The organism is Pseudomonas sp. NPDC090233 (genome assembly GCF_044772285.1).
Classification (GTDB): Bacteria; Pseudomonadota; Gammaproteobacteria; order Pseudomonadales; family Pseudomonadaceae; genus Aquipseudomonas.
Window position 1 is genome coordinate 119,137 of record NZ_JBIVYQ010000005.1, and the last position, 18,313, is coordinate 137,449.

At 63.0% G+C, this 18,313-nt stretch carries 16 protein-coding genes; 7 read left to right on the forward strand and 9 right to left on the reverse strand.

The window, feature by feature from the left end:
* Window positions 1-253: 253 nt before the first annotated feature.
* The gene (locus ACIQUF_RS15125; RefSeq protein WP_403132749.1) at window positions 254-961 is read right to left on the reverse strand and encodes a VacJ family lipoprotein; all 708 of its coding nucleotides are present in this window, start codon (window positions 959-961) and stop codon (window positions 254-256) included.
* 190 nt (window positions 962-1,151) lie between these two features.
* On the opposite strand from ACIQUF_RS15125, the gene ACIQUF_RS15130 reads away from it, so the two are divergent.
* Both ACIQUF_RS15130 and ACIQUF_RS15135 read left to right on the forward strand, forming a co-directional pair.
* The gene (locus ACIQUF_RS15130; RefSeq protein WP_403132752.1) at window positions 1,152-1,715 is read left to right on the forward strand and encodes a phosphonoacetaldehyde phosphonohydrolase-related protein; all 564 of its coding nucleotides are present in this window, start codon (window positions 1,152-1,154) and stop codon (window positions 1,713-1,715) included.
* Window positions 1,716-1,838: 123 nt separating this feature from the next.
* Window positions 1,839-2,102: a DUF4404 family protein gene (locus ACIQUF_RS15135; RefSeq protein WP_008099220.1), complete on the forward strand. Its 264-nt coding sequence runs from the start codon at window positions 1,839-1,841 to the stop codon at window positions 2,100-2,102.
* A 37-nt stretch (window positions 2,103-2,139) separates the two neighbouring features.
* Here the strand turns inward: ACIQUF_RS15135 and queF are convergent, their stop codons facing one another.
* Together queF and ACIQUF_RS15145 are read right to left on the reverse strand one after the other, a co-directional pair.
* The gene (gene queF, locus ACIQUF_RS15140) at window positions 2,140-2,970 is read right to left on the reverse strand and encodes an NADPH-dependent 7-cyano-7-deazaguanine reductase QueF (RefSeq protein WP_403132755.1); all 831 of its coding nucleotides are present in this window, start codon (window positions 2,968-2,970) and stop codon (window positions 2,140-2,142) included.
* Between the two features lie 68 nt (window positions 2,971-3,038).
* Window positions 3,039-3,533, reverse strand: a complete 495-nt coding sequence (locus ACIQUF_RS15145) for a plastocyanin/azurin family copper-binding protein (protein WP_403132758.1) — start codon at window positions 3,531-3,533, stop codon at window positions 3,039-3,041.
* A 153-nt stretch (window positions 3,534-3,686) separates the two neighbouring features.
* Here ACIQUF_RS15145 and ACIQUF_RS15150 point away from each other — a divergent pair, with 153 nt between their 5' ends.
* Both ACIQUF_RS15150 and ACIQUF_RS15155 read left to right on the forward strand, forming a co-directional pair.
* Window positions 3,687-4,367, forward strand: a complete 681-nt coding sequence (locus ACIQUF_RS15150; RefSeq protein WP_403132760.1) for a heavy metal response regulator transcription factor — start codon at window positions 3,687-3,689, stop codon at window positions 4,365-4,367.
* Entirely contained in the window at window positions 4,364-5,704 is a 1,341-nt protein-coding gene (locus tag ACIQUF_RS15155; protein WP_403133545.1) for a heavy metal sensor histidine kinase, read from the forward strand. Before ACIQUF_RS15150 ends, ACIQUF_RS15155 begins: the two co-directional genes overlap by 4 nt.
* Window positions 5,705-5,742: 38 nt before the next feature.
* On the opposite strand, the gene ACIQUF_RS15160 is transcribed toward ACIQUF_RS15155, so the two are convergent.
* The 3 genes from ACIQUF_RS15160 to ACIQUF_RS15170 are packed head-to-tail and all read right to left on the reverse strand — an operon-like array spanning window position 5,743 to window position 8,985.
* Window positions 5,743-6,984, reverse strand: a complete 1,242-nt coding sequence (locus ACIQUF_RS15160) for a lipoprotein-releasing ABC transporter permease subunit (RefSeq protein WP_403132761.1) — start codon at window positions 6,982-6,984, stop codon at window positions 5,743-5,745.
* A gap of 59 nt (window positions 6,985-7,043) precedes the next feature.
* The gene (gene lolD, locus ACIQUF_RS15165) at window positions 7,044-7,727 is read right to left on the reverse strand and encodes a lipoprotein-releasing ABC transporter ATP-binding protein LolD (protein WP_403132763.1); all 684 of its coding nucleotides are present in this window, start codon (window positions 7,725-7,727) and stop codon (window positions 7,044-7,046) included.
* 7 nt (window positions 7,728-7,734) lie between these two features.
* Window positions 7,735-8,985, reverse strand: coding sequence for a lipoprotein-releasing ABC transporter permease subunit (locus tag ACIQUF_RS15170; RefSeq protein WP_400799419.1), 1,251 nt, complete (start codon window positions 8,983-8,985; stop codon window positions 7,735-7,737).
* A gap of 93 nt (window positions 8,986-9,078) precedes the next feature.
* Here ACIQUF_RS15170 and ACIQUF_RS15175 point away from each other — a divergent pair, with 93 nt between their 5' ends.
* Together ACIQUF_RS15175 and ACIQUF_RS15180 are read left to right on the forward strand one after the other, a co-directional pair.
* On the forward strand, window positions 9,079-9,663 hold the full coding sequence (locus tag ACIQUF_RS15175) for a PilZ domain-containing protein (RefSeq protein WP_403132765.1): 585 nt from the start codon (window positions 9,079-9,081) through the stop codon (window positions 9,661-9,663).
* 30 nt (window positions 9,664-9,693) lie between these two features.
* Window positions 9,694-10,410: a glycerophosphodiester phosphodiesterase gene (locus tag ACIQUF_RS15180; protein WP_403132767.1), complete on the forward strand. Its 717-nt coding sequence runs from the start codon at window positions 9,694-9,696 to the stop codon at window positions 10,408-10,410.
* A 48-nt stretch (window positions 10,411-10,458) separates the two neighbouring features.
* On the opposite strand, the gene sthA is transcribed toward ACIQUF_RS15180, so the two are convergent.
* The 3 genes from sthA to ACIQUF_RS15195 all read right to left on the reverse strand — a co-directional run bounded on the left by sthA (window position 10,459) and on the right by ACIQUF_RS15195 (window position 14,691).
* Entirely contained in the window at window positions 10,459-11,853 is a 1,395-nt protein-coding gene (sthA, locus tag ACIQUF_RS15185; protein WP_317658946.1) for a Si-specific NAD(P)(+) transhydrogenase, read from the reverse strand.
* Window positions 11,854-12,053: 200 nt separating this feature from the next.
* Complete coding sequence (locus ACIQUF_RS15190) at window positions 12,054-13,052, reverse strand: FAD:protein FMN transferase (RefSeq protein WP_403132769.1); 999 nt, start codon at window positions 13,050-13,052, stop codon at window positions 12,054-12,056.
* A gap of 175 nt (window positions 13,053-13,227) precedes the next feature.
* Window positions 13,228-14,691 carry a glyceraldehyde-3-phosphate dehydrogenase gene (locus ACIQUF_RS15195; protein ID WP_403132771.1) on the reverse strand — a complete coding sequence of 488 codons (1,464 nt, stop codon included), beginning with the start codon at window positions 14,689-14,691 and terminating at the stop codon, window positions 13,228-13,230.
* Between the two features lie 168 nt (window positions 14,692-14,859).
* Between ACIQUF_RS15195 and mfd the strand changes: the two genes are divergently transcribed.
* Window positions 14,860-18,309: a transcription-repair coupling factor gene (gene mfd / locus ACIQUF_RS15200; RefSeq protein WP_403132773.1), complete on the forward strand. Its 3,450-nt coding sequence runs from the start codon at window positions 14,860-14,862 to the stop codon at window positions 18,307-18,309.
* Window positions 18,310-18,313: the final 4 nt, after the last annotated feature.

Here is an 18,313-nt window from a genome sequence, read left to right on the forward strand (position 1 = left end):
GATTGGGGTTGGTGCAGCGGCGTCTGCAAGGCTGACATCCGGCTGCTGGAATTCTCTGTGGTAACACTCTACTTGAGTTGTAGGCCAAGAAGGCGGCCCAGGCAACCGGCAGAGGTACCTTGTAAGGCGCAGACGGTACTCCCATCCGTCAGGCGTTTCAAGCATACGTCGGTCGAGTTCGGTGCTCTTTAATCGCTTAATGACTGGGAGTTATAAAAATGGCGACCCTGAGGTCGCCTTTATGCATCAAGACTCAAAAATCGTCTTCGACTTCACCGTCCTTGACCTTGAACTCGCGGTTCTGCAAGTAGGCGTTGCGAATGAAGATGTACTTGTCACCCTGAATCAGCTTCTCTGCCGACAGCAGGCTGGCGCGGGTATCGACCACATCCAGGGCGAAGATCGAGTTGCGGGTCGGTACATGATCAATGTAGCGGTACGGCTTGGTGTAGCTGTCCGGGTACTTGGCCAGGCCGTCACGTACGGTGCTTGGGCCGAGCAGCGGGATAACCACGTACGGGCCGCTGGGCACGCCCCAGTAGCCGAGCGTCTGGCCGAAGTCTTCGTCGCTGCGCTCAAGACCCATCTTGGTGCCCACGTCGAAGAAGCCGCCGAGGCCGAAGGTGGTGTTGACGATCAGCCGCGCGGTGTCCACGCCTGCCGCATGCGGCTTGAGCTGCAGCACGTTGTTGGCGAGGTTGGTGACATCGCCCAGGTTGCGGAAGATGTTGTGGATGCCATCTTCGAGAAACTGCGGGGTGACCGCCTGATAGCCTTGGGCCAATGGCTTGAGGGCATAGGTGTCGAGGACGTCGTTGAAGCGGAAGATCGGTCGGTTGACCACCTCCCAGGGATCTTCCTCGGTGGCTGCCTGGGTAGCCGCCACGGGCGCCAGCAGCAAGCTGGCACAGACACAGGCCTGGGTGACTCGCTCGATCACACCGGCACCGATCCTACGCATAGATGTTTCTCCATCGAATTTCTCGGCCGCAAGCGCAACGGGTGCGCCGCAAGTAAGGCGGCAGTATAGAGGCTTGCGGGCTGATAAGCAGCTTTACACATTTTTGCTCATTAATTTGTGAACATCTGTTGCGCGTCATGCCAGCGTCACAATTGCCGATTAGCCTGCGGAATATTTCAGGGAAGTTGCCATGCACGATGCGCCCGCCTTCACCGCTGTGCTGTTCGGCCTGCGTGGTTGCCTGGTCCAGGCTGCCAGCGGAAGCCCCCTGCCCGCCCCCGGCGCCCTCGATACGCTGGCTGGCCTGCGCCGCCAGCAAGTGCCGTGCATCTGGCTCGATGACCTGAACAGCACGCAAGGCAAACGCCTGGCCAGCGTACTGCCTGACTGGCTGCCGGGGCACGTCGCCAATGGTGTGCGCTGGCCAGCGCCGAACGCCTGCTGGCAGGCGTTGATGGCACTCGACAGCCAGCGCCTGGACGGCTGCGTACTGGTCAGCGGCGAGCCGCAGCTACTGCAATCGGGCCTTAACGCCGGCCTGTGGACCATTGGCCTGGCGACCTGCAGCCCGTCCTGCGACCTCGGCTCGCAGCAGTGGCAAGCCATGAACCCTCAGGAGCAGGAACTGGCCCGGGGCAAGGCCACACTGGAACTGTTCCGCCTAGGGGTGCATTCGGTGATCGACCATCTCGAAGCGCTGGACACCTGCCTGACCGACATCGCCATGCGCCGGCGCAAGGGTGAAAAACCCTGACACAGCACCGTTGATGCGGATCATGCAAAGCAGCGGCGAGTGGATTACGCTTGAAGGCAGGTGCGAACCTTTGCCGCTTCGCTGAGGTCCATGCCTTGCCAAGCCATTGATGGAGAACAACCAATGCCTGCCCGCGAATTGCAAGAGCGCCTGAACAGCTTGCGCGAGCAACTGGATCGGAACGTACCGCTTACGGATGAAGAGCTGGCCGCGCTGCATGAGGAAGCCAGACAGATCGAGGCGCAACTGAAACTTGAAGAGGCCACCCCGGACAATAACCTGGTGGATGGTGTGAATTTAGCCATAGAACGCTTCGAGGCCGATCATCCGGACCTGACCGCCACCCTGCGCAGCATCGCCAATTCGCTGCACAGCATGGGTATTTGAGATAGCAAAGGGGCCGCGAAGCGGCCCCAATGACATGCTACTGACGAACCAGTCGCAGGTTCTTTGGGCTGATCGCCCCAGTGCTGCGATACGGGTTGATATCCAGCCCACCCCGGCGCACATAGCGTGCATACACCGTCAAGTGCTCCGGCTGCAGCAGGTTCTTCAGGTCGAGGTAGATCCGCTCCACGCACTGCTCGTGGAAGTCGGCATGCTGGCGGAAGCTGATCAGGTAGGTCAGCAAGCTGGCGTGATCCAACGCCCTGCCCTTGTACTCGACAACCACGCTGCCCCAATCCGGCTGGCCCGTCACCGGGCAGTTGGACTTGAGCAGATGGCTATGCAGGGTCTCTTCCACTATCTGGTCAGGGTTGCAGGCCAGCAGCTCTGGCTGAGGTTGTTCGTAGTTGCTGATGGCAACGTCCAGCCCATCGATGCACTGCCCCGGCAACGCCACTACACCCAGCGCCTCGACCTCACCCAGCGTGCGCACCTGCACACTCACCGGCTTGCCAGCGGCAGCCGACAGGTCTTTCTGCAGGCACGCCTGCAATTCGCTGATCGAAGCAAACACCGTCTGGTTCAACGAGTTGAGGTAGAGCTTGAACGACTTCGACTCGATGATATTCGGCGAGTCGGCGGGGATTGCGAATTCACCGATCGCCACCACCGGCTTGCCCGACGGCAGCAGCCAGGAAAGCTCGAAACAATTCCAGTAATCCACGCCTTGCCACGGCAAGGTCTGGGCGGTCACGCCCAGCTCGGCCCACTTGGCCGTGCGCGGGATCGGGAACAGCAGCGAAGGCGTGTAGGTGGCAATGTATTCGCTGGACTTGCCCAGCGGGGAATGTTCGGCGGCGGGATGCATGGAAACTGACCTGAAGGTTCGGAAATACCCGTAGTCTACCGGTTTTGCAGCCCGCCTTGCAGCGCCCGTCACTCGATGGTCAGTGGGCCGACCATGCCTGCCTGGTAATGCCCCGGCACATTGCAGGCAAATTCGATGGGTGCCGACTGGCGGAAGGTCCAGGTCAGCTCGGCGCGCTGGCCCGGTTGCACCAGCACGGTGTTACCGGCGTCATGACCATGATCCATGTGGCCGTGATCCATGCCCTCGTGATTCATGCCCGCAGTGAAAAGCTTGCCTTGCATGGCGATCATTTCTTTCTGGTGCTCGGCATGCATGGCCTTGTCGCCCAGGTTGAACTCATGGGGCAGCTTACCCTCGTTGATCAGGATAAAACGGACGGTTTCGCCAGCCTTGACGTGCAGGCTCTTCGGCTCGAAAGAGATGTCCTTAAGTACCACCTCGACCGTGCGGGTAGCGTTTGCCGCCTTGGCCGGCTCGCCGAAAGCGAATTTTTTGTCGCCATCTGCCAGGGTTGGCAGGCTTACCAGAGCAAGCGCAGCGGCGATGAACAGGTGTTTCATGATGACTCCAAAACATACAGCAGGGATAAGGCCACTCTAGAAAGGGCTGGCTGGCAGCTACCTGACGGCAAGATTACAACTTTGTCAGCTTCTGTGGCGGCCAGGATAGTCAAGTATCATTTCAGCCATCACATCGCTTCTGTTGGACACTGCATGAAACTGCTGATCGTCGAAGACCAGGCCCGCACCGGCCAGTACCTGAGCCAGGGCCTGAGTGAAGCCGGTTTTGCCACCGAACTGGCCGCCGATGGTGAAACCGGTCAGCACCTGGCCCTGAGCGGCGATCACGACCTGCTGATTCTCGACGTGATGTTGCCAGGCCGCGACGGCTGGCAGATTCTCCAGGCGGTGCGTCAGGCCGGCCTCGACACGCCGGTGCTGTTTCTCACCGCCCGCGATACTGTAGAAGATCGCGTGTATGGGCTGGAACTGGGTGCCGACGATTACCTGGTCAAGCCCTTCGCCTTCTCCGAACTGTTGGCCCGGGTACGCAGCCTGCTGCGCCGCGGCGCCAGCCCCAGCCAGGACACCCTGCTGACGCTGGCCGACCTGCGCCTGGACCTGATCCGCCGCCGCGCTGAGCGCGCAGGCCAGCGCATCGACTTGACCGCCAAGGAATTCGCCTTGCTCGAACTGCTGATGCGGCGTCAGGGCGAAGTACTGCCCAAATCGCTGATCGCTTCGCAAGTGTGGGACATGAACTTCGACAGCGACACCAACGTCATCGAAGTGGCCATCCGCCGCCTGCGCCTGAAGATCGATGATCCTCACGCCAACAAGCTGATCCACACAGTGCGCGGCATGGGTTACGTACTCGAAGAGCGCCCCGACTGATGCGCAGGCTTTCCCTCGGCAGCCGCCTGGCGCTGCTGTTCGCCGCGTGCACTGCCGGCGTTTCGCTGGGCGCCGGGTTGCTGTTCAGCCGGGCCAGCGAGCAGCATTTTGTAGAGCTGGATCAACAATTGCTCGAATCGCGCCTATCGCTCTTGCGCGCCCAGCTTTCCGGCCTGCAAAGCCCTGCCGACCTGAATACCCGACTGCCCGCCCTGCGCAACGAACTCAGCCATCAGGCCGACCTGGCTCTGCGCATCACCGGCAGCGATGGCAGCCTCTGGTTCAGCAGCCGTAGCCCATTGCCCGATGCCCCCACCGCCTCGGGCGTGGCAACGATACATACCGACGGCATCGACTACCGCAGCCTCGCCGTGCCACTGAACGACTACTCGCGGCTGACGTTGTACCTTGATATCACCCACCACCAGCATTTTCTCCAAGGCATGCAGCGGCTGATCTGGCTGACCGTCGGTTTATCGGCGCTGGCCACGGCGCTACTCGGTGCCTGGGCCGCGCGCCGCGGGTTAAGACCGTTACGGCAAATGGGCCAAGTGGCAGCCAGCGTGTCAGCGCGTTCACTGACCACCCGCCTTCCCGTGGCGCAGATGCCGGAAGAGCTGGCGGAGTTGGCCGACACCGTAAATGCCATGCTTCAGCGCCTGGACGATGCCTTTCAGCGCCTGTCAGCGTTTTCCGCAGATATCGCCCACGAACTGCGCACACCGCTGTCCAACCTGCTGACCCACACCCAGGTCACACTTACCCGCCCGCGCAGCCTGGAGGAGTACCGCGAAGCGCTGCATGGCAACCTGGAGGAGCTGCAGTGGATGGCGCAGATGATCAACGACATGCTGTTCCTGGCCAAAGCCGACCATGGGTTGCTGGTGCCGGGTCAGGCCATGCTGGCGTTGCACGATGAAGTGGATGCGCTGCTGGAGTACTACGCCCCGCTGGCCGAGGACGGCGAGGTAACCCTGGTTCGCGAGGGGGAGGCAACGCTTGAGGGCGATCGGCATATGCTGCGCCGGGCCTTGTCCAACCTGCTCGACAATGCCTTGCGCTTTACCCCGGCGGGTGGAGAAATACGCGTGACGCTGGAACCTGGCTCAAGCCTCTGCGTGGCCAATACCGGCACGCCGATCGAGCCAGCTGCATTGGCTAGGCTGTTCGATCGATTCTATCGGGTAGACCCGGCGCGACGGGAAGGCAGCAGCGAGCATGCGGGATTGGGGCTGGCGATTACCCGATCGATCGTCCAGGCCCACGGCGGGTGCATCAGAGCGGAGTGTGAGGATGGCTGGACCCGGTTCGTGATCGAGTTCAGCGACAACCGTTGAATCCTGGGGCACTCCACACCCCAGGATTTCAATGAAGCTCACACCGCCAAGCCAATCGCCGGCTGCACCTGCGACGCCCGGTACGCCGGGTAGATGGTCGCCAGGAAGCTCATCACCAACCCCGCCGCACAGATCATCGCCACATCGCCCCATTGCAACTCGGACGGCAAGCTGCTGATGAAGTACACGTCCGAGGTAAAGATGTGCTGCCCGCTCACCCGCTCGACCCAGCCGACGATCTGGCTGACATTGAACGCTGCAATCACTCCGAGCACACCACCGATCAAGGTCCCTACGATACCGATCAGGCTGCCCTGGACCATGAAGGTGCCCATGATCTGTGCCGGCGTGGCCCCAAGCGTTCGCAGAATGGCGATGTCCGGGCCTTTATCGTTCACCACCATCACCAGCGTGGCGATGATGTTGAACGCCGCTACGGCAATGATCATCAGCAGCAACAGGCCGATCATGGTCTTTTCCATCTTCATGGCGCTGAACAGACTGCCCTGGGTGTGCGACCAGTCATCGGCGCGGTAGGCATCGCCCAGGCCGGCGGCGATGGCCTTGGACACCTGCGGCGCGGCATACAGGTCGTGCAGCTTGAGGCGCACACCCTGTACCTGGCCCGGCGCCCAGCGCTGCATCTCGCCCGCGTCGGCAACATGTATGTAGGCCTGCGAGCCGTCCAGCTCGGCGCCCACCTTGAAAATGCCGACCACGGTCAGGCGCTGCATGCGCGGGGTGATGCCACCCGGCTCCTTGCTGATTTCCGGCACGATCAGGGTCAGCTTGTCACCGGTGTTGAGGCGGAACCGCCGTGCGCTCAGCTCGCCGATCACCACGCCGTACTCACCCGGCTGCAGATCCTGCAGGCGGCCCTGAACGATGTGCTGGCCGACGATCGAGACTTTGCCTTCCTCGGCTGGGTCGATACCACTGACCTGGATTGGCTGCATGGCGCCTTTGTAGGAAAGCATGCCCTCCATCTCGGTAATCGGTGCCGCAGCCATCACCGCAGGGTTCTGCAACGCGGCATCGGCGGCCTTGCGCCAGTCGTCGAGCGGCTGCACGCCGAGGATGCTGGCGTGCGGCACCAAACCGAGGATCCGCGAGCTCATCTCGCGCTGGAAGCCGTTCATCACCGACAGCACCACGATCATCGCCAGCACGCCCAGCGACAGGCCGATCATCGAGGTCATCGAGATGAACGAGATGAAGTGGTTGCGGCGCTTGGCCCGGGTGTAGCGCGCGCCGATGAAGATGGGCAAGGGTCTGAACATGTAGGGAACACCCAATTGAAACGGAGAAACGGGGCAGCACCACTACCCCGTACAAGCGCTTAGATCGCCAACAGATGGCCGTCGTCGAGCTTCAACACGCGGTCCATCTGACGCGCCAGGTTGAGGTCGTGGGTCACCACCAGAAACGCCGTGCGCGAGTTGACGGACAACTCGTGCATCAACTCCTGGATTCCCTGGCCGGTGTGGTGGTCGAGGTTACCGGTCGGCTCGTCGAGCATCACCAGCCCTGGGCGGTTGACCAGGGCACGGGCGATTGCCACGCGCTGGCGCTCACCGCCGGACAGTTCAGCCGGCTTGTGATGCAGGCGGTGGCCCAGGCCGACGCGCTTGAGCAGTGCCTCAGCGCGCTCGCGGGCCTCGGGGATCGCGGTGCGGCCGATCAGCAGCGGCATGCACACGTTCTCCATCGCGGTGAACTCCGGCAGCAGGTGGTGGAACTGGTAAACGAAGCCCAGCTCGCGGTTGCGCAGCAGGCCGCGTGCGCGCTCGCCCAGTGCTGACAGCTCTTCACCGGCCAGCCAGACGCTGCCTTGGGTCGGCCGGTCGAGGCCGCCCAAGAGGTTGAGCAAGGTACTCTTGCCCGAACCGGAACTGCCGACGATGGCCACCCGCTCACCGGCGTGCAGCTCCAGGTTGAGGCCGGAGAGCACCTGCACCGACTCCGGGCCTTCATCGTAGGACTTGCCCAGGTTGCGGCAACTCAGAACGGCTTTATCACTCATGCGCGACTCACTCATAACGTAGCGCCTCTGCAGGCTGGGTGCGCGCCGCGCGCCAGGCCGGGTACAGGGTGGCGAAGAAACTCAGGACCAGCGCCGCACCGCAGACCATGTACACGTCCTGGGCCTGGATCTGCGACGGCAGGTAATCGATGAAATACACGTCGGCATTGAGGAACTTGTGCCCGATCAGCGTCTCGATGCCGGCGATCGCCGCGCTGACGTTAAGCGCGGCGAGAATCCCGACCACGGCGCCGATCAGGGTACCGATCACCCCGATCACCGTGCCCTGAACCATGAAGATGGCCATGATCTGCCCAGGCGTGGCGCCCAGGGTACGCAGGATGGCGATGTCCCCGCGCTTGTCGTTGACCACCATCACCAGGGTGGAAATGATGTTGAATGCCGCCACCGCGACGATCAGCAACAGCAGCAGGCCGATCATCGCCTTCTCCATGCGGATCGCCTGGTACAGGTTGCCGTGGGTACGGGTCCAGTCGCGGCTGTAGTACTCCTGGTCACCCAGCTGCTGGGCGATGCTCCAGGCCACGCGCGGCGCCTGGAACAGGTCATCGAACTTCAGGCGCAGGCCCTGTACCTGGTCCGGCTTCCAGCGGTGCAGGCGGGACAGGTCGGCGATGTTGGTCAAGCCCAGGTAGCCGTCGATTTCGCCGGCTCCAACGTGGAAGGTGCCGACCACGGTAAAGCGTTTCATGCGCGGGAACATGCCGGCAGGGGTGACACTGACCTCCGGAGCGACGAAGGTCAGCTTGTCGCCGATGGCCACGCCCAGTTTGGCGGCGGCCTTGTCGCCGATCATGATGCCCCACTCGCCCGGCGCCAGCTGATCGAGGCGGCCTTGCTGAATGAAGTTGTCGATGATCGACACCTCACGCTCGCGGGCCGGGTCGATGCCGTTGAGCAGCACCTTCTGCACCTTGCCGTCGTGTGTCAGCAGGCCCTGCATCTGGGTGTAGGGCGCAACCGCCAGCACCTGCGGATTCTGCTTTACTTGTTGGGCAAGGGCAGGCCAGTCATTGATCGGCTGACCGCTCTCGAGCGTGGCGTGAGGGACCATGCCCAACACGCGGGTGCGCATCTCGTGGTCGAAACCGTTCATCACCGAGAGCACCACGATCATCACCACCACGCCCAGGGCGAGGCCGATCATCGAGGTCAGGGAAATGAACGAGACGAAGTGGTTACGGCGCTTGGCACGGGTGTAGCGCGTACCAATGAATGCGAAAAGAGGTCTGAACATGTCGGGGCTTGTTCGGAGGAAAGGGAACGTCCTTGTGGCGAGGCGCCTGTGGCGGCTTTACACTCGGACCACCGCCGCTACCATGGGTTCGCCATGACGACATTAGACGAAGAAGATCGCCGCGAATACTACCGCATCGAAGATCGAATCGCACTGGAAATCAGCCCGTTAAGCGCGGCCGAAGCCCTTGAGCCAGAACTGTTGCAGGATGATTCACCGCTGTTCAACCTGCTCAGCGAGCTGCACCTGTCCGACTTCGAGTCGCAGCACCTGCTGCGCCAGTTGAGCGAAAAGGACCGCACCCTCGCCGCCTTCCTGCGCGCGCAGAACAAACGCCTGGACCTGCTCAGCGCGGTCGTCGCGCAAACCCTGCTTGGCGAAATCGGCCAGCCGCAACGGGTGATCATCTCCGAAGGCGGCATCGAATTCGCGCAACACCAGCAGATCGCTCCCGGCACCCGGGTCAAGGTGAAGATGGTGCTGATGCCCCGCGCCCACGGCCTGCTGCTGCGCGGCAAGGTCACCCACTGCGACCCGCGCCCGGAGGGCGATTTCGAGGTGGGTACGGAATTCACCGACATGACCGATGCCCAACGGCAACTGCTGGCCCGCTATATCCTGCAACGCCAACAGCAGCAACGGCGTCAGCAACTGGAACAAGACGGCCCCGCCTCCTGAGCCCCATTTCTCTGATTTGAAGGAACGAACGTGACCCTGATCTACGGCCACCGCGGCGCCAAGGGCGAAGCGCCCGAGAATACCCTGCACAGCTTCCGTCAGTGCCTGTCCCACGGCGTGACCCGCTGCGAACTGGACCTGCACCTGTCGGCCGACAACGAGCTGATGGTTATCCACGACCCTACCCTCAAACGCACCACGGGCCGGCGCGGCAAGGTGGTCGAGCACCCGGCGGCGGACCTTGTCACCATCGACGCGCGCAAGGGCGGCCCGGGCCATGTGCAGCCCTGCCCTATCCCACGCCTGGAAGAACTGTTCGAAAAGTGTGCCTTCGAGCACTGGCAACTGGAGGTCAAGAGCGCTTCGCGCACCCGCGCCGCCACCACCGTGCTGGCCATCCGCGAACTGGCGCAGCAATACGGCCTGCTGGACAAGGTAACCATCACCTCCAGTTCACGGGAAGTATTGGGTGCCGCGCTGGAGCTGGTGCCGGACGTGAAGCGCGGCCTGGTGGCCGAGTACGCCTGGCTCGACCCGCTGAAGGTCGCGCAGAACTACGACTGCGAGATGCTGGCGTTGAACTGGACACTGTGTACTCCTGAGCGCCTGCTCAAAGCCCAGGGCCAGGGTCTGCATGTGTCGGTGTGGACGGTCAACGAACCGGCACTGATGCGCCGGCTCGCTGATTTTGGCGTGGACAGCCTGATTACAGACTTTCCCGGTTTGGCCAAGACCACCCTCGGGTAGGGCTGAAATCGGTCTCCCCGACCGGCTCAGGCCACCGGCCGGAGCCGCTTAAAAAAGCCGGTTCAGGCCGTCGTAGGCAGCTACTCGATAGGCTTCGGCCATGGTCGGGTAGTTGAACGTGGTGTTGACGAAGTACTTCAGGTTATTCAGCTCGCCCGGCTGGTTCATGATCGCCTGGCCGATGTGGACGATTTCCGAAGCCTGGTAGCCGAAGCAGTGCACGCCGAGGATTTCCAGGGTTTCGCGGTGGAACAGGATCTTCAGCATGCCTTGCGGCTCGCCGGCGATCTGCGCACGCGCCATGCTCTTGAAGAAGGCCTTGCCCACTTCGTACGGCACCTTGGCCTGGGTCAGCTCCTGCTCGTTCTTGCCGATCGAGCTGATTTCCGGAATGGTGTAGATGCCGGTCGGCACGTCGTTGACGAAGCGCCAGCTGCCATTGTCGACGATGCTGCCTGCCGCCGAGCGGCCCTGGTCGTGGGCGGCGCTGGCCAGGCTCGGCCAGCCGATCACGTCACCGGCGCCGTAGATGTTCGGCACGCTGGTGCGGTAGGCCTCGTCGACCTCGATCTGGCCGCGGCTGTTGACCTTGATGCCGATGTTTTCCAGGCCCAGCTTGTCGGTGTTGCCGGTACGGCCGTTGCACCACAGCAAGGCGTCGGCCTTGATCTTCTTGCCCGACTTCAGGTGCAGGACCACACCATTGTCCAGGCCTTCGACACGCTCGTACTCTTCGTTGTGGCGTACGGTGATGTTGTTGTTGCTGAAGTGGTAGCTCAGCGCCTGGGAAATTTCCGAGTCCAGGAAGCTCAGCAACTGACCACGGTTGTCGACCAGCTCGACCAGCACACCCAGGCCGCTGAAGATCGAGGCGTACTCGCAACCAATAACACCGGCGCCGTAGACGATCAGCTTGCGCGGGGTGTGGCTGAGGCTGAGGATGGTGTCGCTGTCGTAGACACGCGGGTGGTGGAAGTCGATGTCGGCTGGGCGATAAGGGCGCGAGCCGGTGGCGATGATGATGTGCTTGGCGTTGAGCTTTTCCACCACACCGTTGGGGCAGACCACTTCGACGGTCTGCTCGTCGGCGAAGCTGCCGGTGCCGAAAAACACGTCGACGCGGTTACGGGCATAGTAGCCGGTGCGCGAAGCGACCTGCTTGGAGATCACCTTCTCGGCGCTCTTGAGCACGTCGGGGAAGGAGAACCAGCGCGGCTCACCGATGGCCCGGAACATCGGGTTGGTGTTGAACTGCATGATCTGCCGCACCGAGTGACGCAGTGCCTTGGACGGGATGGTGCCCAGGTGGGTGCAGTTGCCACCAACCTGGCGACGGCTGTCGACCATCGCCACCTTGCGCCCTGCTTTGGCGGCGTTCATCGCCGCACCTTCTCCGGCCGGGCCGGAACCCAACACCACTACGTCGTAGTTGTAGACAGCCATGCGTACTCCTTCAGAACTGGCCCGCTGGCCACGGTCGCCGCGGGACTCGATCATGCCGCCGCGGCGCCATGAGAAAATTCGGGTGCAGTCTAATCAAGCGTGAACGCCGCGCACATTAACCCTTGGTCGCGTCGTAGGCCAATTTTGCCTGCACTACATGTGCACTCACCGGTCCCTGGCGATCATCCTTGCTTGCGCTTTCACTCGCCTTTCAGCGCCCGATCGAACGCGGGCGTAGCTCGGGAGACGAAGCCACCCTCGGCCCGAGTCACCAATACCGCCGCCAGATCATGGGCGATGGCGAAGTCCCAACCCCGCTCAGGGCCAAGGATCAGCAGCAGGGTCGAATAGCCGTCGGCCTGCAGCGCCGAGGCATCGAGCACGGTGACGGCGGCCAGGTCGTGATCGACCGGGCGCCCGAGGCGGGCATCGAAGGTGTGCGAATAGCGCCGGCCATTCTGCTCGAAATAGTGCCGATAGTCACCTGAGGTCGACACGCCCAAGCCATTGATCGGGATGACCTGGCGAGCGATCTGGCGGTCTTCGCGGGGCAGTTCCAGGGCAATGCGCCAGGGGCTGCCATCGGGCTTGCGGCCGAACGCCTTCAGCTCACCGGTGGCTTCAGCGATAAAATTGCCAATACCCATGGCGCGCAGCCGGGCCGAGATTAAGTCCACGGCGTGGCCGGCGGCGATGCTGTTGAAGTCCAGCTGCACCGGGGCATCCTTGCACAACGCCTGGCCCTCGATGCGTAGGTGCCGATAGCCCACGTGCTGGCGGGCCTGGGCCAGGGCCAGTGGGTCGGGTACCTGTTCGTGGCGGGCCTGCGGGCCGAAGCCCCAGAGATCCAGCAGTGGCTCGACAGTGAGATCGAAGGCGCCATCGCTCTGTTCGGCCAGGTGCTGGCCGAGGTTAATCAGTTGGAGCATGTCGGGCGGCAGGGCCAGACACTGGTTGGCGGGGAGCTGGTTGAACTGGCTGACGGTGGAATCGCCGCGGTAGGTCGAATAGTGCTGGTCGATGTCATGGAGGATGGTTTCCACGGCTGCCTGAACCTGAACTGGCGCAGGGCCGCCGGGTTCGCGCACGTACTGGATGCTGTAGCTGCTGCCCATGGTCGGGCCACCCAGGCGCTCCAGGGTCGGGCCCTGGTTGCAGGCGGTCAGGAGCATGAGGGTGAACAGGAGGGCTGTGCGCAATATTGGGTTCTCGGGTGCCTGCGCTGGCCTCATCGCGGATGAATCCGCTCCTACAGGTTACGCGCCGTCCGTAGGAGCGGATTTATCCGCGATGAGGCCAGTACAGACAACACAAAATCTGGATAAAAAAACGGGAACCCGAAGGTTCCCGTTTCTTTAACACTTTACAAGCGGATCAGCGTGGAAACGCTGGCGGGTTCACACCGGCCATGTCTTCCATCACACGCACCACCTGGCAGCTGTAACCGAACTCGTTGTCGTACCAGACGTACAGAACAACACGGTTATCGTTGGCGATGGTCGCTTCGGCGTCGACCACACCGGCGTGGCGCGAGCCGACGAAGTCGGTGGAAACCACTTCCTGCGAGCTGACGTAGTCGATCTGCTTGTGCAGCTCCGAGTGCATGGCGGTCTGGCGCAGGTACTCGTTGATTTCTTCGCGAGTGGTGGCCTTCTCAAGGTTCAGGTTGAGAATGGCCATCGAGACGTTCGGCGTCGGTACGCGAATGGCGTTGCCGGTCAGCTTGCCCTTGAGCACTGGCAGTGCCTTGGCGGCTGCAGTGGCGGCGCCGGTTTCGGTGATGACCATGTTCAACGGCGCGGCACGGCCGCGGCGGCTGCCCTTGTGGAAGTTGTCGATCAGGTTCTGGTCGTTGGTGAACGAGTGAACGGTTTCGACGTGGCCGTTGACGATGCCGTACTGGTCGTTGATGGCCTTGAGCACCGGCACGATGGCGTTGGTGGTGCAAGAGGCGGCCGAGATGATCTTGTCATCGGCGGCGATGTCACCGTGGTTGATGCCGTGCACGATGTTCTTCAGCGCGCCCTTGCCAGGTGCGGTGAGGATCACGCGGGCAGCGCCCGGGCAGGCCAGGTGCTGGCCCAGGCCGTCGGCATCACGCCATACGCCGGTATTGTCGACGATCAGCGCGTTTTCGATGCCGTACTGGGTGTAGTCGACTTCGCTCGGGCTCTTGGCGTAGATGATCTGGATCAGGTTGCCGTTGGCGGTGAGGGTGTTGTTGGCTTCGTCGATGGTGATGGTGCCATCGAACGGGCCGTGCACCGAGTCGCGACGCAGCAGGCTGGCGCGCTTGACCAGGTCGTTTTCAGCACCCTTGCGCACGACGATGGCGCGCAGGCGCAGGCCGTCGCCACCACCGGTCTTCTCGATCAGGATGCGCGCCAGCAGGCGGCCGATGCGGCCAAAGCCGTACAGAACGACGTCGGTGCCTTTGCGCGCCGAAGCGTTCTGCTGGCCAACCACGTCGGCCAACTCTTCACGGACGAACTGCTCGGCGCTGCGGCCGTTGCCTTCCTGCTTGAACTTGTTGGCCAGCTTGCCCAGGTCGACCGAAGCGGCGCCCAGTTTCAGCTCGCTCATGGCCTTGAGCAGGGGGAATGTCTCGTGGACGGACAGTTCGGTTTCGTCAGTTTGACGGTGACGCGCAAAGCGGTGGGCTTTGAGGATCGAGATAACCGAACGGTTGATCAGGCTGCGGCCATAGATCGAGCTCACCACATTGTTGTTGCGGTAGAGCTGACCGATAAGCGGGATCATAGCTTCAGCAAGCGCTTCACGATCGATCCACTCACCAAGACACTGGTCGGGCTTCTGAGTCACGGGAACCTTCCACATGTAGGGACAGAAAAAAGGGGCTACATTATGACGCCCCAACGCGTAACCGGCAATGAGCGCCTGTCGCGGCAGCCAAAGCCTGCGTTCATGCCCCTTTCGAGCCTGACAGCACGCACCGGCACCGGTACAATCGATCTCTTTGCCGCAACGCTTGGAGTGCAATCTCCCGTGTCAGTTCTGCGCCTTCCGCAAATGTCGGCCACGGCCGGCAAACAAACCTGGGGCAACCTGCCAGGTGCCGCCCTCAGTCTTGCCATCGCCGAGGCCGCCAGCAGCGCTGGCCGCTTCACCTTGCTGCTGACCGCCGACAGCCAGGCTGCCGACCGTCTGGAACAGGAGCTGCGCTTCTTCGCCCCGGACTTGCCGGTGCTGCCGTTCCCGGACTGGGAAACCCTGCCCTACGACCTGTTCTCGCCGCACCAGGACATCATTTCCCAGCGCATCGCCAGCCTCTATCGGCTGCCGGAGCTGAGCCATGGCATCCTCGTCGTGCCGATCACCACCGCCCTGCACCGCCTGGCGCCGACGCGTTTCTTGCTCGGCAGCAGCCTGGTGCTGGACGTGGGCCAGACCATCGACGTTGAGCAGATGCGCACGCGCCTTGAAGCCAGCGGCTACCGCTGCGTCGACACGGTCTACGAGCATGGCGAGTTTGCCGTGCGCGGCGCGTTGATCGACCTGTTCCCGATGGGCAGCAAGCTGCCTTATCGCATCGACCTGTTCGATGACGAGATCGAGACCCTGCGCACCTTCGACCCGGAGACCCAGCGCTCGATCGACAAGGTCGACTCGATCCGCCTGCTGCCGGCGCGCGAATTCCCCATGCAAAAGGAAGAGGTGACCCGCTTCAAGGCGCGCTTCCGCGAGCGCTTCGACGTCGATTTCCGCCGCAGTGCGATCTTCCAGGACCTGGCCAGCGGCATCATCCCAGCCGGTATCGAGTACTACCTGCCGCTGTTCTTCGAAGAAACCTCGACCCTGTTCGACTACCTGCCCAGCAACACCCAGGTGTTCTCCCTGCCGGGCGTCGAACAGGCTGCCGAACACTTCTGGAGCGATGTACGCGGGCGCTATGAAGACCGCCGCGGCGACCTGACCCGGCCCCTGCTGCCGCCGGCCGAACTGTTCCTGCCGGTGGAAGACTGTTTCGCCCAGCTCAAACAGTGGCCACGGGTGGTGGTCAGCGCCGACGACGTCGAAGCCGGCGCCGGCCGCGAGCGGTTCCCGGCCCGCACCCTGCCCAACCTGGCCATCGAGGCCAAGGCCAATCAGCCGCTGGCGGCACTGTCCGAGTTTCTCGACCAGTTCGACGGCCGCGTGCTGTTCACCGCCGAATCGGCGGGCCGCCGCGAAGTACTGCTAGAACTGCTCGAACGCCTCAAGCTGAGGCCGCAGACGGTCGAAGGCTGGGCCGACTTCATCACCGGCAACACGCGCCTGGCGATCACCATCGCCCCGCTCGACGACGGCCTGCTGCTGGAAGACCCTGCAATCGCCCTGGTCGCCGAGAGCCCGCTGTTCGGCCAGCGCGTGATGCAGCGCCGGCGCCGCGACAAGCGTGGCGAGGCGGCCAACGACGCGGTCATCAAGAACCTCACCGAGCTGCGCGAAGGCGCGCCGGTGGTGCACATCGACCACGGTGTGGGCCGCTACCTGGGCCTGGCCACGCTGGAAATCGACGGCCAGGCCGCCGAGTTCCTGACCCTCGAATACGCCGAGAACGCCAAGCTCTACGTGCCCGTGGCCAACCTGCACCTGATCGCTCGTTACACCGGCAGCGACGACGCCCTGGCGCCATTGCACCGATTGGGCTCGGAAGCCTGGCAGAAGGCCAAGCGCAAGGCCGCCGAGCAGGTGCGCGACGTTGCCGCCGAGCTGCTCGACATCTATGCCCGCCGTGCGGCGCGCAAAGGCTATGCCTTCGCCGACCCTGCCGCCGACTACGCCACCTTCAGCGCCGGCTTCCCGTTCGAAGAAACCCCCGACCAGCAGAACGCCATTGAGGCAGTGCGCGCCGACATGCTCGCCGCCAAGCCGATGGACCGCCTGGTCTGCGGCGACGTCGGCTTCGGCAAGACCGAAGTGGCCATGCGCGCAGCCTTCATCGCCGTGCACAGCGGCCGCCAGGTCGCAGTGCTGGTACCCACCACCCTGCTGGCCCAGCAGCACTACAACAGTTTCCGTGACCGCTTCGCCGACTGGCCTGTGACCGTCGAGGTGATGAGCCGCTTCAAGTCGGCCAAGGAAGTCGCCGCTGCCGCCGCCGACCTCGCCGAAGGCAAGATCGACATCCTTATCGGCACCCACAAGCTGCTGCAGGATGATGTTCGTTTCAAGGACCTGGGCCTGGTGGTGATCGACGAAGAACACCGCTTTGGCGTGCGCCAGAAGGAACAGCTCAAGGCTCTGCGCAGCGAGGTGGACATCCTCACCCTGACCGCCACGCCGATCCCGCGCACCCTGAACATGGCCGTGGCCGGCATGCGCGACCTGTCGATCATCGCCACGCCGCCAGCGCGGCGCCTGTCGGTGCGCACCTTCGTCATGGAGCAGAACAACAGCACGGTGAAAGAAGCCCTGCTGCGTGAACTGCTGCGCGGCGGCCAGGTGTACTACCTGCACAACGATGTGAAGACCATCGAGAAATGCGCCGCCGACCTCGCCGAACTGGTCCCGGAAGCGCGTATCGGCATCGGCCACGGGCAGATGCGCGAGCGCGAGCTGGAACAGGTGATGAGCGACTTCTACCACAAGCGCTTCAACGTGCTGATCGCCTCGACCATCATCGAGACCGGCATCGACGTGCCCAGCGCCAACACCATCGTCATCGAGCGCGCCGACAAGTTCGGCCTGGCCCAACTGCACCAGCTGCGCGGTCGCGTCGGTCGCAGCCACCACCAGGCGTATGCCTATCTGCTCACCCCGGCGCGCCAAAAGGTCAGTGCCGATGCCGAAAAACGCCTGGAAGCCATCGCCAACACCCAGGACCTGGGCGCCGGTTTCGTGCTGGCCACCAACGACCTGGAAATCCGCGGCGCCGGTGAACTGCTCGGCGAAGGCCAGAGCGGGCAGATTCAGGCCGTGGGCTTCACGCTGTACATGGAAATGCTCGAACGTGCGGTCAAGGCCATTCGCAAGGGCACCCAGCCGAACCTGGAGCAACCGCTCGGCGGCGGCCCGGAGATCAACCTGCGCCTGCCGGCGCTGATCCCCGAGGACTACCTGCCAGATGTTCACGCGCGGCTGATTCTCTACAAGCGCATCGCCTCGGCGGCCGACGAAGAAGGCCTCAAGGACCTGCAGGTGGAGATGATCGACCGCTTCGGCCTGCTGCCCGAGCCGACCAAGAACCTGATGCGCCTGACCCAGCTCAAGCTGCAGGCGGAAAAGCTCGGCATCAAGAAAGTCGACGCAGGCCCTAACGGCGGCAAGCTTGAGTTCGAGGCCGAAACCCCGGTCGACCCGCTGACCCTGATCAAGCTGATCCAGGGCCAGCCCAAACGCTACAAGTTCGAAGGCGCCACCCAGTTCCGTTTCCTGGTACCGATGGAACGCCCCGACGAACGTTTCAACACCCTGGAGGCGCTGTTCGAGCGCCTGACACCACAGACAGCTTAAGGAA